Genomic DNA, 17,671 nt, shown 5'->3' on the forward strand with positions numbered 1-17,671 from the left:
CGGCCCCCGCTCGGACACCGACGCGGACGTCCACGCACGCGGCTGTGACGGCACCTGTGGCACGCGGGTCACGTCGCCGTGCAGTTCACCTTGACCGGAGCGGCGGCGGCGTGCCGGTTGCCCGAGGTCTTGCCGCGGTTCTCCAGCACGACGGAGATCTTGCCCGTGCTCACCGGGAACGTTCCGGCGTTGATCCACTGGCCCAGGTGCGAGGGCTGGTCGATGTCGAAGCTGCCGATCTGGGTGCTCGGCTTGGCCTGGAAGTAGCGGTGGACGGCGTAGTGGGCCGGATTGCCGCCGACCCGGCTGATGTCCTTGACGTTCGGTATGTAGACGGAGACCTGGCAGGTGCCGTTGGTCACCGACCCGGTGGGGAACTTCCACTGGGCGTAGCCGGTGGACGTCGTGGTGCTGTTCGACAGCGGCACGCTGTAGTAGAAGCCGCTGCAGCCGTAGGACGTCTGGCTGCCGGTGCTGCCGACCCAGCCCTTGAGGCCGTCGCGGTACTGGTCGGACGTGGCGAAGCCGGGGGTGTCGCAGCCGGGGCCGATGAAGTGGCTGTACGTGACCGCGGCCACCGGCTTCTGCGGAGGCGCCACGGGTTTGGCGGCGCTGTCCTGCGTTGCTGCCGGAGCGTCGGCCGGCGCGGATCCGGTGTCCTTCCCGGAACCGGTGCTCTCTGTCCCGGTGCTCTCCGTCCCGGTGCTCCGGGGCTTTGCCGTGCTGCCCGCGGGGAGGCCCTTCGTGCCGGTCTCGTGGAGTGCGTCCGTCGCCGCCCCGCCCGTGCCCGAGCCGCCCGTACCGGAGCTGCCTGCCGCGGAACCGGCGGCGGGCTTGCCGTCGGACTTCTGCCGGTTGTCACCGGGGGCGTTCTGCCGGCCCGGCACGAATCCCGGGCCGGAGCCGTCCGGGCCCATCCGGCTGCCCGCGGGCGTGAGCGCGGTGGGCGTGGAGGAGTTGTCGCCGGAGCCGGACAGGCCGGAGATCAGGAAGGGCACACCGACCAGGACCAGCCCGCCGGCCACTGCTGCGGCGATCAGCGGCTTGCCGGGGCGGCCCAGGGGGAGCACTCCGGTACGGCGCGTTCCGGTGGCGCCGCCCGTCGCGGCGGCGGTTGCCTTCGCGGTGGCACTCTTGGCGGAGGCGGCCGTACTCGTCGCGGCGGCCGTGGCGGCAGCGGGAACAGCTGAACCGGCTGCAGGGGCGGCTTCCGGCTCGGTCTCGGCCTCGGGTCGCTCCTCGGTCTCCGTTCCCGCTCCGGGCTGCTCCTCGGCCGCTGCCCGGAGCGGTTCCTCCATCCCGCTCCTGCCCCCGCCCTCTGTGGCGGCCGGGGCGGCGGAGCCGGACACCGTGGCGGGGGTACCGCCGGCGGCCGGTGCCGGGGCGGCCCCGGCCGCCGGCTTCGCCGGGAAGAGCCCGGTGGACGGCTCCTCGGCCAGGACCGTGACGGCCGCGGCGCGGGGGACCGGTGAGCCGGGAGTGCCGGACTGCGCACCGGCTGCGGCTGACTCGCTGGTTGCCATGGGACACCTCTCGGACGGATCGAACGGATCGAGCGGATCGGACGGTCGGAATGGGGACGGAGAGAACGGACGGGGGGTGCGGCTGCCGGCTCGGGTGCGCCTCAGGTACGGCACGGGAAGGGGCCGGTGCAGCGCGCCGGCCAGCCGTCGGCCGGCCCGTCGGCGTCCCGGCGGGCCGCCTCGTCGAGCCGGGCGACCGCCTCGTCCGACGGCGGCCGGAACCGCGTCGTCCCGCCCGGGATCTCCGCCAGCAACACCCGCGCCGGGGCTTCCTCGGACGCCTCGTGCCTGACCAGTACGGAGAACTCGGTACCCGCCGCGAAGAGCGCCGTCGTGCCACCGGCACCCGGGGCCGCGAGGACCGAGGTGCGACGCGCGGTCACCGGCTTGATGACGTAACGGACATGGCCGTCCGGCGGCGCGGGAGCACCCTTCTGCTCACGGTGTACGACGTCGAGCGGCGCGTCGCAGCGCAGGACGGTCCCCGGGACGGCCTCGTCCGGGATCCCGGGCCCCGGCACGGCCCGGATCAGCGTCCCCCGCAGTGCGGGCAGCCTCCGCAGCCCGGAGGTGAGGCAGGCGGCGTACGGTGCCAGCCCGCCGCCCCCCGCACCCGCGTCGGCCGCCAGCGCGAGTGCTCCGAACCGCCCGTCCGGGGCCGACGTCAGATACAGGTGTACGGCGACGAGGTCGACCTGGGCCTGCTCCTCCTTGGGGCCGCGCAGGGCGGGCAGGTGTACGAGAGCCCGGTTGACCGGTCCGGTGTGTTCCTCCCAGACCGAAGCGGCCAACTCGCGGAAGGCGGCCCGGTCCGCGCCACTGCTGAAATCCGTCGGAGCCGAGGCACGGGCGGGGAGACGGGGGGACGCGACGGCGACGGGGGCCCGGGGAGCAGGCGGAGCCGGAGCCGGCGTCGCACTCGGGGCCGCGGGTGCGCTCGGAGCCGATGCGACCTGCGGGGCGGGGCGGGGCTGCGGAGCTTCAGGGGGCGCTCCGGCTCCCGGCACGGGGGGTTTCGGCGGTCCGGCGTGGCCGCTGCTGGTGGCCGGGCGGGTGGCCGGCGCCGGAACCTGGGCCGGGGGTGTCGTCGCGGTCCGCGCCTCGGCGGGGACCGGCCGGGGTGCGGCCACCGCGGGGGTGGGCGCGGCGGTCATGGGCGCCGGTGCTTCGGGTGGTGTCCACCTGGCCGCGACCGCGGAACGCGGGGGCGGCGCTGCGAACATCAGCGCGTTCCGTACCGCGAAGCGCCGCAGCGCGTCCACCGTTTCGGCCCCCGCACCGGCGGACGAGGCGATCTCGGCGTACTCGCGGACCTGACCGTCAAGCTCCGGCAACAGGGCGGCGAGTGCCTTCAGAAGGGTGCCCCGGGTCTCTCCGTCGCCGCCGGCGTCCTCCACCTCGATGCGCACCGCCCGCGCCTCGGCGGGCCGCTCCCGCACCGTGGCCGGAGGGTGGGGGGAGCGGCCCACCCACAGCCCGGCCCGCACCGCCACCACGTACGATCCGCCGGGCAGGCGGCCCACGCCGGGTTCCGGATCCGGGGTCACGGTGTCGGGCAACAGCCACTGCACCGGAAGCGGGGTACGCCGTGACGCGTCCGCTCCGGCTACCCCGGCTTCCGCCTCCGCGGGGACGCAGCGCACCGCGGCGAGCAGGGCGGGCCAGGTGTGTTCGCACTCGGCCGACACCAGCCGTATCCGCTCCTGACGCGCGCCCCCCGACGGGTCCGGCACGGACAGCGGGAGGCCCGTGCAGACCTCCACCTCCGTGCCGAGCAGGTCCGCCACCCGCTGGGCTACGGGCAGCACATCGGGTCCGCCGCCCGGGGCCAGCCGCACCCGGTCGCGCAGTTCGGCGGGCAGTCGGGCGAGCAGCGTCGCTAGGTCCTCCGCGAGGTCGTTCCGGCTCTCCGCGCCGTTCACCAGCACGGTGAGTCGGTCCGGGTGCACGGCGAGGGCGAAGGCCAGGTCGCCGGGGCGGGGCGCCGCCGTGCCCGTGGGGTGCAGCAGCAGCCCCGCGGGTATCTGCCGGACCGTGTGGTCGCCCAGTTCGCCCAGCGGTACCCGGGCCAGCGCGCGCTGCCAGCGCGGGGCGGGCAGGCGTGCGCCCAGAGCCACGGGTTCCGCGCCCGGCGCGAAGCGCCACCAACCGCCCGCCGGGCTCGCCGGCTCGCTCACGAAGAGTCCGCCGCCGGGCACCAGGATCGCTGCGGCGTCGGGTGCCTCGATCTCGAAGTCCCATGCTTCGGCCAGCCGTTGGGCAAGGGGGAGCTGCCCATCGGGCTTCCGCGCGGCAGCGCCGGACATCACCAGCCGGGCTGCGGCGCGGTGTTCGTCCCGCAGCCGGGCGAGCAGACCACCGAGTTCCTCGCCGAGGTTCCCCGCCGCGTCCGGAGCCACATCGACGACGACCACCGGGCGTTCCCGCTCGACAGGCAGGTTCCCGGCCAGCTCCCGCACAAGGGCATGGCGGTCGGCGGAGGAACGCAGCAGGAATCCGGACGCGCCGTCGGGACCGGATCCCGGGCCGAACTCGTCGAGGACCGTGTGGGGCCCCTCGGGATCACGGGCGACGGGGCCGGTGGCGGCAGGGCCGGACGCGGGCGCCGCCGCCGAGTGCCGCCCGCGCCATCGGGGCAGCCGCGAGGCCAGTCCGCTCATCGGGAGCCCTCCCGACGAATGAAGCCGCTGCTGCGCTGCACTGACCCTCCATCAACTATTGTGCCCGGTTGCGACGCTGACCATAGCTCCCGGGCGTTCACGCGGGACCCGCAGGGCCGGTGGCGGAGCCGCCGGTGAGGATGTCCAGGGCGAGGTCGGAGAGGGCCGAGTGCGCGGGCCCGTGGTCCGGATGCTCCTCGGTGCTCTCCTCCGAGGGCTCCGCCGTCGTCCGACCGTTTCCGCTGTCCTCCGGGGCGGCCGACCAGCCCTCGCCGGCCCGCCAGTTGATGCGGAGCGGTGTGGGGTCCGTGTCAGAACCGAGGGCGTGGACCGTTCCGTCCGGCCCCGTGACACGGAGGCCGCGACCGAGGGAGGTCGCGTAGAGGTTCAGCAGGAAGTACGCGGAGCCGTCGATGGTGAACGCGACGGGCGCCGACCGGCCGGGGCGGGATTCCGTCCGTCCGCTGATGTAGTCGTCGAGGCCGTGGTCCATGGGGTGCACGCGACCGGTGAACAGCCGGGTGGTCAGGTCCTCGACGGTCAGTCCCTGCCGTGCGGCGTTCGCGAGCAGTTCCCGGGCGTCGGCGGTGGTGGTGTACCTCTCCTGGAGGTCCACGAGCATCTGGCGCACGGCGTCGTGGAGGGGTTGCGGGACGGCGGAGGAGGCGGGGTCCCGCTGCGCTGTCGTCCGGGGACCGGGGGCCAGCGCCAGCGTGAGGGCGGCGAAGAACGATCCGGGCCGCGTGGTCGTGGTGTGGCCACCCTCCGGAGTGAAGTAGGTCGACACGATTTCGTGGAAGCTCCGCTGAAGGACCCCCGCGTCGGTTCCGTACAGCAGGTTCATCGCGTACGCGTACGCGTTCGTCGGGCCCGGTTGCAGTCCGGCCCGCAGGCCACCGGGGATCGGCAGCGGCGTCGACAGCCTTCCCAGCAACTCCCGTTGGGCGAGGACATCAAGGATCGTCGGCGTCCGGTTGACGTTCCCGGAAGAGGGCGGATCCGTCAGCGGCACCCCGGAATCGCGCAGGCCGGCCAAGGTCTCCCAGGTGCCGGCCTTCGACAGCGCCTTCCCCGCCGAGGGGCCGGGCTCCTCGAAGAGCTTCGCGTACGGGACCGGGTTGAGGTGGCTCTGCGGAACGCGCAGCAGGTGCCGGTCGACCTGCGACTCGGTGAGGCCGGGCGCCAGCTGTGTCGCCGCGGTGCGCCGGGACTGGAGCATGCCGAAGTACAGCCGTGACAGGTCGGTCTCTGTCGCGGCGTTTTCGAAGTCGATCACGAAGGCCGTGCCGCGCACGGAGGGGCGCAGCATTTCGGCAGCCGTTCTCAGCCGCCCATCGGGCTCTGTCCCGTGGTCCTGGACGATCTCCCAGGCCGCGAGGTGCATCAGGGACAGGGCCAGACCGTTGAACTCGGCACTGCCCGGGCTGAAGCGGACCGGGGGCCGCAGCTTGTCGCCCTCCAGCAACGTGGCCAGTCCGTCGACGAACAGATTCGGCTCCGGTGAGTAGGCCTGGAACGGGGCCTGGCCTGCCATGCGGGCCCTGGCGCGCATGTCCTCCTTGATCTCCCGGTCGAATTCGTCGACCATCTCCGCCAAGTCCGCGGGAGGCTCCCCGAGACTCTTCTTCGGATTCTCCGCGTTGTACCGCTGCCACCGCTCGCGTGTCTCCCTGACGAGCTGGGCGCGCCCCGCGGTGTCGGTCCGGTCGGGAATCCGGTAACCGCCCGACATCAGCAACGGCCGCAAGGGCGGTATCGCCGCGGCGGAGCCGGTCGTCGTGTGCGGGGGGAAGGCGAGCTCGCGCGCGAAGTGGTCGAAGACGTGCGGGCCCGAGGGCGTGGTGTGTGGGTACTCGTCGAAGTCCATGAAGGACAGGTAAGGGTGGCTGTTCCGTGCGACGAGGCCGTGCAGGGCCTGCCGGGTGGCGTCGCTCGTCAGGGTCGTGTTGCGCGCTTCCCCGAAGGGGAACGCCTTGGAATTCCACCGCATGGGCACGGCGACGACGGCCAGCGGGACCGGTGAGTCGATGTTCCGGGTTCCGGCGTCGATGGCGTCGAGGAGCAGCGACCGTTCGTTCTCGGAGGTGACCCGTCCGTTGACGCCGATGACGATGGCCACCCGCCCCCGCATCGCGGGGTCCAGCCCGCGCAGCACCGAGTCGATGAAGCTCCGGAGCCGGCCCTCCTGCGCGAACGTCCCTCCGTCCACGATCGCGTTCACCACGTACGAGACCGGGCGCCCCTGCTCGACACTGGCGGCCACGTGCGTGAGGTAGCTCTCCGGCGTGAGAGTGCCGCGCCCCGCTGCGTCCCCGGTGAGGGCGGCGAAGGAGTCGTTGTGGTACCGGATCTCGGGCGTCGGGGAGGGCGGGGCCGTGGGAGCGGGCTGAGGAGCCGGGGAATGGCTGGAGGAGCTGCCCCTGCCGGACGACCCGGCCGTGCTGGACGGCCCGCCCCTGCCGGACGCCGTGGCCGTGCTGGATGGTCCGCCCCTGCCGGACGACGTGGCCGTGCTGGGGGCGCTCGTGGTGCGGATGCCCTGTCCCCGGCCGGCGCTGCCGTGGTGGCCGCCCCGCCCGCGTCCTTGGCCCCGCCCGCGTGCGCCGTTGTCGGAGCCTCGTTGACCGGCGTCGCGGTCCGGCCCGCCCCGCCGGTTCTGCTGCCCGTTGCCGGGTGCCTGGCTGACGGCCGTCTCGACGATGCCGTCCGGGGCCAGCCGGGACTCGGGACCCCGCACAGCACCCTGTCCACCCGTGCCGGCGGCCGACGGCAGGGGCTCGGTGAGCAGGTGGGCGACCGACTGCGTCTCCACGTTGCGGGCGCGCAGGATGTCCAGGCGCTGGTGTCCCGCTTCCGCGTCGAAGAGCGCGGAGAACTCCGCGACAATCCTGTCCAGTCCCTCCTGCGCCGGGAGCAGCCTCCGCTCCAGCGCCGCCCTGCGCTGCTGGCCCTGCGCGTTGGTCGCGCGCTCCGCCTTGGCGATGTCCTGCTTCAGGCCCTCGACCGCGATGTGCTCCGTGTGGGCACGCCGGCCGATGTCCCGTACCTGCTCCCGCAGGCCCGTGGGGATGCCGTCACCGGGGTCGCCCGTCTTGAGGAAGGCGTCGAAGTTGGCGAGGTCCTCGTCGGTGAACCCCTTCGGCCGGGAGGTGGTCAGGTGCTTGGCGAGCCGGTCCTCGACATGCCACCGCGCGTGCTTCTCCTCCTTCGCGCGCACGGTCAGCTCCAGGGTCTTCTGGTGCTGCCCGGACCGGGTGGGGGGCCTGCTCACCATGAGGCGCTCGTACCCCGGGGCGACGCCTCCCAGGGTGGTGCGCCCGGTACCGTCCGGTCCGTTCCCCGCGGTGTGCCAGACGGTCATCCGGGCGCCGCCCATCTCGCTGTTGGGCTCCTCCAGGTAGCGGACGGGAAAACCCATGAGCGCCATGGCTTCGAGGTTGCCGCTGCGGAAGCCGAGGTGCCGGGTCGTCGAGTGACGGTGGAGGTAGTCGAACAGCCGGAACTGTCCGGTACGGCTGCTACCTCCCCAGGCGGCGGCCCCGGGGTCGTTCCAGAACTCCGTGAGGTCGACCACCCGGGCGTCGAATGTGTCGTGGGTGACCCGCTCGTCGCTGCCGGGGAGTGCCCCCTCGTTGAAATACGCCGCCATGGAACGGAACTTCTCCTTGCCGGGAGACAGCTCCGTCCCTCCGGCCTGCTCGGCGCCGGAGTCCCCCACGATCAGTACGGCCTTGATGTCACCGAGTCCCGCGATGATCTGTGCGATGCCGATGTAGGCGGTGTCGTGCTCGATGTGCACTTCACCCTTCTTGCCGCTGAACCGCGACCACACCACCGCGACCCGGTCGTCCGCACCGAGCGTGACGCCCTTCGTCCCCAACCAGGACTCGACGGCGCTGTCCTGCTTCGGATCCAGGTTCCAGGACCGCCTGACGCTCTCGCGCAGTACCGTACTGAACAGTCTTCCCACGATCTGGGTGGCATCTCCGACCCCCAGGACCCTGGTCCCCCTGTCCTTGCTGCTCAGACCTCGCGCATCGCCGAACGACCTGAAGAAGGCCCTGGACTCGGCGGCCTGGATCACCCGGATCCGGGTGTCCGGAATTCCGGATTCCAGATAGAACCTCTGGATCGTCTCCGCCTTCCGCAGGTCCGCCGCCTCTTCGCCGGAGGTGTCGCCGTCCGACGAGGCGGCTTGCTCCCTTCCGTACGTGATCACGACTGAGAGTGTGGGGTCCGCCATGAGCGCGGCGGCGATGGCGAACTGGTCGCCGGAGGCGTAGTGCGGCTGCTTGAGGTAGGTCAGCCGGTCGTCCTTCTGCGGAGCGGGGCTGACACTCTGCTGCGAGGCGTCGCCCGAGCCGTCGGCCGGGTGCCGGCCGCTCTCGTGGACCGCGGGCCGCTCCTCGTCGCCGAGTGGTTCGGGGCTCAGCGGGACGACCGCGTTCTCGCTGACCCGTTCGATGGTGGCCAGGTAGTCGTACGGGAGGTTCTCCAGGTTCTCCTGGAGGGCGCTCACCATCAGGCCCTCGCGGCGTACCCCGCTCGCCAGGTCGTCGCGCCGGAACAGGTGGCGGTCCTCGGGCCGCTCCCGGGCGTCGGAGTACTCGTCGGGCAGACCGAGGTAGTGCAGGATCTCGTGAGTGAGCACCGCGTCGCTGTGCCCGACGTCCCACCTGCGCTGGTCGGCGCGGACCGGCGGACCGTCCGACCGCGACAGCGTCACCGCCTCGCTGTGCCCGGCCGACTCCAGGAGCTCGACCGTGACGTGCAGTTGGTCACCGGATTCAGGGAGGACGTAACCGGTGTTGACATGGGCGTCCAGGGTCGACTGCAGACGGGTCTGCAACGCGGTCAGGTTCTGCGCGCTCAGCCCGTCGGTGAGCCGCACGGGCAGAGTCACGTAGAACTGCCGGACCGTCCGTCCGTCCGGCATCCGGACTCGACGCACATGGTTGCGGACCAGGGTCATCGAACCGTCGAGGCGCCCGGCCCGGCTACGGGTCTGCACCAGCTTGGGATCAAAGCGCTCGGTGTGCACCGCGGCCGTCCTCGTCGCGTGGAACGCGGCCACCTCGTGCGGAAGCACCGGGTTCCTCGTCCGCCCGCCCACCGCGCGGGAGTCGGCGGTCCCGGCCGGGGGCGTCGGCGCACCGCCGTCCGGGGAGTGGGGGGCCGGCCACTGAGGGGTGAGCGAGGCGAGCGACTGGGCGGCCGGGTCCGAGAGCGGTGGCACCGGGAGACCGGGCACCCCGGCGCCGCCGGCCAGGTGCGCCCGCGCAAGGCCGGCACCGAGCGTGAGCTGCTCCACCCCGATCTCGACGAGCCGTGCGCTCGCCTGCTCGACACTCTGCGTCAACCCGTGCCACCGGAGCTCCAGCCGCGCGGATTCCTCGGTCAGCACCGCCTGCTCCAGCAGTACTTCCGCCTCGTGCCGCGACTCGGCGGCCACCCGCAGATCGTCGTACGCCGCGATGTGCCGCTCCGACTCGTCCACCGCGTCGCGCAGCATGGTCCGACGCCGGGCCAGCGGCCCGGCCTGGTCGGGGGCCGCCGCGGCGAGCCGCTCGCGGGTGGACTCCAGCATGCGGGCGGCGGTTCGCTGGGCATCGTGGGCCTCGGCCTCCGTGCGGCCGAGACCTGCCACGAGAGCCTGCCGGTCCGCGTGCGCCTGCCGTGCCTGCCGCAGGGCGAGTTCGGCGGCGGCATGGTCGTCGGTGGCACGCCGCAGCGCGTCCTGCGGATTCGGGTCCGGAGCGGGCGGGCGGCCGTACTCCTCCTCGAACAGTTGCAACTGCTCCTGTGCGAGGAGCAGTTGTTGCCGCGCGCCGTTGTGGTCGGGGAACACGGTGCTGTCCGGGGTCAGGGTCCAGACGCGGGTGCCGTCGCCGTCGCGCAGTGCCAGCTCCAGGGGCTGCCCGCTCTCCCGGGCGATGGACTGGGCCCGGTAGAGCGCCTCGAAGCGGGCGTTCGGGGTGGGGTCCGTCCCCAGATCCAGCCACAGCTGCACCACGGCTCCCGGCGGCAGGACGTCGTCGGAGGCGGTGATCAGCCGGGCGACCTGTGAGGGGGGCAGGTCCCGTACGTCCGGCGCGGACAGGTCCCACACCCCCTCGCCCCGGCGTGCTTCGGTGAGCACGCCCAGGCCCAGCAGATCGCGTTCGGAAACCCGCAGCAACGCGGTGCCCGTCGCGTACCGCACCTCCCCGCCGGGGCCGGTCAGCGTGGTGACGGTATCGACCTCGACCTCGTGCGTACGGAGTCCCTGATCGGCCCCGGGCATGCCCGCGGTGCCGGTCTTCTCCCAGTGCCGGGCGAGTGCCGACACCCCCCCGCCCCGACCGCCCGGGGTGGACTGGTTCGAGAGAAGGGGGAGCGCCCCGCCGACGTCGAACCCGCCCTTCGCGCTGAGGGATCCGGACACACCGAGGGTGAAGGCGCTGCTGCGGGAGGTCGAGGAGCCGGAGTTCGTGCTGAAGCCGGTCACCCGGACCCGGTCGACCGCCACGTTCCTCGTGGTGTCGGTCACGCGCGGCCGGAACACCTGCGTCGTCAGGGTGACCCGGGGGTGCTTCGCGGTCCCGGTGACGGTCCCGCCCGCTCCGGCCGCCTCCCGCACCGGGTCCATGGTGATGCTCCCGCCGTGCAGCAGCTCGGTCAGCCGCACGGCCGCAGCCTCGGACGAGTTTCCGGAGCCGATGCCCTCGCCGGCCAGCTCGGGCGCCAGCTCCCGCACCGCGCTCAGGAGGTCCTGTTGGTTGCTGAGCGCGTAGGCGACCTCGTTCCCGGTGGGCCGGAGCGGTGTCGCTCCGGCCAGGGGACCGGAGAGCCTCGGGTCGTCGGTGCCGACCACCTGCGGAATGTGCTCCGTCGGGCGCGAGGGGGACTGCTGCTGGGCGTGGTCCCCGGAGAACCGCAGGGTGACCCGTCCGTCGACCTCCCTGGACGGACGGGCAGCGGGGTCATCACCTTCGACGTGCAGATCGGCGGTGAAGGTGTACGCGAGGGTGAACTCGTTCCCGCCCGCGACGCGTTGCCACAGCCGGTCCTCGGCGGTGAGTGTCCGGCTCACGGTGTCCGAACGGGTCGTCGAGCCGCTGCCGGACGGGCTCAGGGACGCCTTGCGGGAGGTCTCCTCCGACGTCGGCACCACGATGCTGCCCGGCACCGCGAAGCCCCAGCGGGTGGTACGCGCGCGGCTCTCGGTGACGTTCGCGGGGGAGTGGGCGGAGAAGTTCTCCACCCCCGCCCCCGCGTCGCCGCTGCGGCCGGTCACCAGGCGGAGCTGGTCCTTCGTCCACGTGGGCTTGGCATGCACCCGCACGGTGACGGTACGGGTGGTCAGGCCGTCCGTGTACGGGAAGCCGAAGCTCAGCGCTCCGCCCGCGCCGCGGCCCGGCAACGCGCCGAGAGCGGCGGGCGAGGTGTAGTCCGCGATGCGTTGCGCCAGCCCGGGTACGTAGCGCCGGTGGCCGGGGGTGAGGCTGCCCGGCGCGTGCCGCTGGACCAGGCCGGTGAGCTCCTGGCGCAGCAGATGGGGCCGGCGCGGGTCCTCGTTGGCGGTGGGCCGAGGAGGCCGGTCCGGGGTGGTGGGCTCCGTCTCCTCGGACGTCTGCTCGGCGGAGCTCTCTTCCGGGGAAGTGCTCCCGTCGGCCGGGGCAGGATTCGGATCCGGCTCCTCGACGGGAACCGGCAGCGGCTCCACCAGGGGCGTCGCCTCCAGTACCGCCGCCAGTCCGAGCGCACCGTACTCGACGAAGCGGTACGGCAGCCGGGCGGTGGCGGGGCGGGGCGCCCCGGTCTCCTCGCCCGCCATCCACTCCAGCATCGAGCCGCCGCGCCGTAGCTGATCGGCCGTGGCGAGGAACGTGATGCCGCCCGGTACGTGAACCGTGCGCGTCACCGAGTCCGCGGTCCGGTTCAGCGGCGAAACCCGCCGGTGTCCCCGGTGGACGGTTACCTCGTAGGTGATGTCCGCGCTGATCCGGTGGTGGGTGCCGTCCTCCACGGGGACCCGCGTCATGTTGGTCGACGCCGACGTCGTCACCGAGCTGCTGTTCCCCCGCCCGTAGACGCCCTTGGCGCCGACGCCGCCCGTGGTCGGCTTCGCGGCGCCGGGCGTGGCCGGATCGGTGACGGGAGGCGCGGCAGCGGAATGCACGGCCTCCTCCGGGCTCTGGCCGTACTTCGCCGTGAACCCGGGACCACCCTCGTGCGAGGTGGTCTCCGTGACCTGGTGGGAGGCACTGTCGGTGGCACCGAGATCGGTCTCGCCGTACTGCGGGACCGTACCCAGGTCCCGCGGACCGGTGAGTACGGCCCGTACCTCGACGACCAGGTCGGTGCCGCCCGACACTCCCGGCACGAACAGGTCGTCGATGACGAAGACCCCCTTCACCATCTGGTGCGCGCGCGACATCAGCGCGGCGGGAGCCAACTGCGCGTGCAGGGCCTCGTGCAGCAGCATCGCCTGATCGGTGCGGTCCCCGGTGGAGACCGTCTGCCGGACCACCGTGGCCATGGACAGCACCGCGTCGACGACGGACTTCGCGGCACCGGTCGCGGCCCCCCACCAGGTCGACGCCGAGGGGCTGCCGGCCGGGGTCGCGGCCACCGGACGTGTCGTGGCCACGGGCAGGATCGGGCCGTGGCCGGAACCGGCGGCGTTGCCCAGCTCGTTCAGCTCGACGGCGTCGGTGCGCTCCTGCTCCACGGGGGGCGCCGAGAGGCCCCCCAGGATCGCGTCGACCGCCTCGTACAGCTGTTTGCTGCCGCGTACGACGTCGACGAGGGAGCTGTCGGGCAGCAGGAACGTCTGCGCGTCCGGAGGCAGCGCGGTGCCCTGCGGCTGGAGCACCGCCTCGCCGTACACCTCCGGGGAACCCCCGGTACGCTTCTCCGGCACCGCCAGATCGATGGTCACGGGCAGGGTGACGGAGGTGAACGGACCGGCGGGCAGCGGACCGGATCCACCGGTGATCTCGACCGCGAACACCGCCGGGACCCGGAAGACCTCCGTCGTCTGCTGGGTCGTGATGATCATCTGGGAGTGCGAGACCCCCGCGGCGGCCGTCGAGGTGTCCGTCGTCTGCCAGGTGCCCTTGTAATCCGCGGTGAGCGCGCCCCTGAAATGACCTGCTGCGAGACCGGTCATCTGGGCGGCCAGCTGGAAGGTGCCGGATCCGGCCGACGACCGCTGGCTGGTTCCGGGCACGGACAGGCTGCTGATGCTCGGCAGATGGACGTCGCTCAGCGACGTGAGGTGGGTGGGGGCGGTGGTGTCCGCGGGAGCCCGGTCCAGGGTGAAGCGGAGCCGGACGCGGTCCACACCGCCGCCGGGCCCGGGCTTGTCGACGTGGAGGACGAGACCGCCGTCGACCAGTTCGTCCATGGTGCCGAGCAGGCCGTGCTGCGAACCCAGCATGGATAGTTTGCGCAGGTTCTGCAGACGGGCCTTGACCAGGCCCTCGTCCATCGACCTGCCGCTCTGCTCGCCCGGCACGGGGAGGTAGCCATTGTCGAGGAGCCAGGCATGGGCCTGTCCGAGTACCGCCGTGACGCCCTCGCCGCGCACAGCCAGGGGGGTGGTGGTGAGGCCGATGGCGTCGAGCCGCGCCACCTCCGGGGGTGCCTGCTTCCGTGTGTCCGCCGTGGGTGCGGTGCCGCGTGCGGTCTGCGGGGTGAGCGTCCTGAGCCGCACCGGGGTGACCGGCATCGACGCCGGGGCTGTCCGCGTCCCGTCCGCCGCGATGAACTCCACGCTGTAGACCACGTTCGCCGGGGTGAGCACGTGGCCGCCGTTGGTGCGGATGTTGTGGGTCACGCCGTGTGTGGCGCCCGCACCGAGACCCTGGTCCTTCTGAAAGCCGTATCCGCCCTTGGGCTGGACGGAACCGCCGAAATTGAAGTCCCGGAACGCCTTGTCCGCCTCTTCCGGCATCCTGTTGAACACTCCGCCGATTCCGCCCTCGACGCCGTACCCCTGGGACACCTTCGCCAGCGAGTCGGTCTTCAACTGGCGTTCGAGGAAGCGTTCCAGGCTGTACTTCGGACCGACCCGGATGTCCTGGCCCTCACGGGGGGTCACCTCCGCGGTGACCCTGAACAGGCCGACGGCGTTGCCGCTCCTGTCCAGCAGGACCGGCGACCACGTGCCCGTACTGCCGCCGGGGCGGCCTGTCGCTCGTTGCAGAGGGAGCGCCCCGAGCAGGTGCTCGGCGCCGAAGAACTTCTCCACGCCGGCGAGCGAGCCGCCGTCGAGGGAGTCGAGCCGGCCGCCGAACCGGGTCCGGACCTCGCGCAGCAGACTGCCGGGATCGGACATCGAGTCCATCACCCACAGCGGCGAATCGTCGAGATGTTCTCGGAAGCCGGTGAAGTCCTCGTGGCTGAAGATGTTCCCGTTTGCCGTGCCGTGCCCGTGCACGGCGAGGTGCTCGGGGAACCACGCCGAGACCGTGCCGAGTTCCCGCACCCCCGTCCGGTCCGGCCCGATCTCCTGGAACGGAGGCGAGGAAGCCTCCCGCACCCGGCCCAGCGCGGTGTAGTCGAACGGACTGGCAGGCTCCGAACTGCGCAACAGACTGGTTGAGTTGACCGCGCTGCTCACCGTCGTCGACAGGGTCTTCTGCTGGTGGGTGACGTTGAAGTTCAACGAGACGGGCACGCTGGTGAGGAAGCCCTTGATCGCACTGAAGGTGTTCGAGAACGGATTGAGGGAGATCGTCCGAACGCCGGTGGTGGAGGCGGTGGACGTGCTGTCGAACGCGGCCGCGTGCCGCTGCTCGTTGTTGTGCGGCGGCATACGGTTTCCGGCGCCGAACAGCGCGGAAGGCCTGGGCCGCTCCAGCTGCAGCTGAACGGCCAGTGAGCGCGGCGTGCCGTTGACGGTCAGGGTGATCGGGTGGCCGTCCCTGCTGAGCAGCATCAGACGGTTGTCCTGGAGCGCCTGCGGGGAGAGCAGCTCGGCCAGCCGGCGGCGCGCTTCGGCGCGTTCTGCCCCGGTGAGGGGGCCGGTGACGGCCTCCAGTGTGGCGAGCGCCTGCTGCTGGAGGGCGGTGGCGACCTGGTCCGGGATCGGTGCGAGGTGGACGCCGCTGACGCCTTCGGAGGTGTGGGTGCCGAACCGTCTTACCTCGTCGGACAGCTGCACGTTCGACATCGGCAGCGGGACGGGGACAGGCATCGGTATCGGCAACTGGAGCGGCGGGGGTGGCGGGGGCGACGGCGGGGGAGTGGAGTCGACCGGTCCCGGAGCGTCGTCGTTCTCACGGCTGTCGCTGTCGCTGTCGCTGTCGCTGCCGATGCCTATGCGGACGTCGGTGTCGGTGTCGGTGTCGGTAGGGGCATCGGGTTCGATGGTGATGGCCGTGTGCGCCACGTAACCCGGTGCTTGACTGCTCGTCCAGGCGGGTGCGGTCGTCCCGGTGGACCGGTTCGGCTCGTCGAGGGCCTCGGACGGGGGGAGGCGGGACTCGGCGGTGGCGAGCGGGGTATCGGAGTGCGAGAGCGTCCGCGGTGTGGAGTGCTGGTCCGTGGGCGCGGAGGATTCATCCCGCTCCGGCTTCTGCTCCTGATCCTCCTTCGGAGCCTGTTGCCGCGATTCCTGTTCCTGCGCCGCGGTGGGCTCCGTAGACGTCGTGTTCGGGCCGTTCGACGGGCTACGGGGGCTCCCAACCGCGTTCTGGTCGGTCGAATTCGACGTCTTCAGAGGGCTGTTGGCCGGAGCAGGTGCCGGTGGCGCGGCGGAGGTGTTCGCCGTGGTCGTGAGCGGGGCGCTGGTGCCCCGGGGCGTCGCCGGCTGTGCGGCCACGACGGGCTGCTCCCCGCCCCCGCCGGTGTTGTCGTTCCCGTCCTCGCCGACGAGGTTGCCGTAGTCGTCGCGCGAGGGACCGGAGACGTCGAGCAGGGGAAATCCCTCGTCGTCGTACAACTGCTCCAAACGGGAAGGGGAGTTGGCCGTGCCGGCGCTGTCGTCGTCCACGGAGAGCAGTGACGAGCTGTCGCTCGGATCAGGGGCCAGGTCGTTGCTCACGGTGATCGGGTTCGGCTGAACGCCCGGACCGCCGACCGGGTTGCTCCCCGTGCCGCCGGACTCCGACCCCGTCTGTCCGCCCGATTCCAGCCGGGCGCCGGGCAGCTTGAACCCGGCCTCCAGCGTCCGGTTGCGAAGATCGGCCCCTAGCTTGTCGCCCGCGCCCTCGAGGATGTGTCCGACGCGGCCCTCCACCATGCCCGAGCCGAAGGTCAGGCCCGAGGTGGTGAACGTATGGTCGTCGCTGAAGAAGAGGTTGTAGAAGCCCTCGGAGACCGCCGCGTGCGCCCCCTCGGACACGCCCTCGGTGATGCCGTGGACGCCTGACTGAGCCATCGCCCGGATGGCGCTCCTGCCGAGTTGGTCGGCCGCGCCCTGGCCGAGGATCCTGCCCAGGGCGCCGTCGCCCTCCTTGGCGAGCGGCTTGAGCGCGTCCTCGAGCAGCTTCGGGAGGTCCTTCTTGCCGGTGTTCTCCAGCAGCGTCCTCGCCCAATTGCGGCCGACGGCTCCCGCCTTGTCACCGCCCAGGTGGTTGCTGAAGGTCTCACCGATGTTGCGGACGAACTTGTCCCCGGCCGCCTTGCTGTGGGGTCCCACGGTGGGGGGAAGGTCGTTCGCGAAGTTCTGGGCGAAGTCCTCACCGAAGGTCTTCGGGGCTTTCGGTCCGGCGCCCTTCGGCCCTTTGGGGCCCTGCACGGGCGGCTGCGGGAACGCGTTGTCGAGCTCCCTGCCCAGCTGCTTCCCGCCACCCTTGCCGAAGAGGTCGGCGAGCCTCTTCCCCAGCTTGTTGCCCAGGAACTGGAACGGTCCGGCCAGGAACCCCTGGATCATGCCGGACAGCGCCGCGCCCTTGGTCAGGTCGCCCTCGTACTCGTCGCGGGTGCCCTTGTTCAGTTGCGACCACTGGACCAGCAGATCCATCGCGACGCCCATGCCGACGTTGATCAGCTGGTGCATCACCAGCGTCATCAGCGCCCGGCCGAGCCACGAGCGGATCAGGAACCGCACGATCGCGCACTTCGCCAGATACGCCTGGATCGACGCCCCGAAGAAGAACGCCAGCGCTGCCGCGACGATCGCCTCGAACAGCAGCTCCACCAGCTGGGCAATGATCATGTATTTGGTGTACTGGAGCTGAGTCGCGGCCTTGCGGGTGAACGTCGCGAGCAACTGCGCCTGGTCGGCGACCGCGTCGAAGTAGTTGAGCCCCTCCTCGCCGATGAAGCTCTTCATCGCCGCCTGGTACATCGCGGCGGCGTCACCGTCGAAGCTCTCGCTGGTGTAGCCGAGGGCAGCGGCGATCTGCTGCTTCATGTCGTTGTTCAGCTTGCCGTGCAGGTCCTTGTGGACCTCGGCCAGGGCGAACAGCTTGTCCTCGTCACCGTTCGGCGGTACTTCACCGGTCAGCGCGGCGAACAGCCAGGCACAGTCGGGAGGGAACTCCAGTGACAACG

Annotated in this window: 3 protein-coding genes; all 3 read right to left on the minus strand. The window is 72.1% G+C overall.

All coding sequences use genetic code 11. The annotated features are described in order from the left end of the window. Positions 1-68 precede the first annotated feature (68 nt). Positions 69-1,523, minus strand: a complete 1,455-nt coding sequence (locus tag ACFYPN_RS17000) for a hypothetical protein (protein WP_389298934.1) — start codon at positions 1,521-1,523, stop codon at positions 69-71. A gap of 101 nt (positions 1,524-1,624) precedes the next feature. Next, a complete protein-coding gene (locus tag ACFYPN_RS17005; protein ID WP_389298936.1) occupies positions 1,625-4,183 on the minus strand; it encodes a hypothetical protein in 2,559 nt (852 codons plus the stop codon). Positions 4,184-4,280: 97 nt separating this feature from the next. Beyond that, on the minus strand, positions 4,281-17,669 hold the full coding sequence (locus ACFYPN_RS17010) for a hypothetical protein (RefSeq protein ID WP_389298939.1): 13,389 nt from the start codon (positions 17,667-17,669) through the stop codon (positions 4,281-4,283). Positions 17,670-17,671 lie beyond the last annotated feature (2 nt).

Source organism: Streptomyces sp. NPDC005576 (assembly GCF_042871745.1).
Taxonomy (GTDB): Bacteria; Actinomycetota; Actinomycetes; order Streptomycetales; family Streptomycetaceae; genus Streptomyces.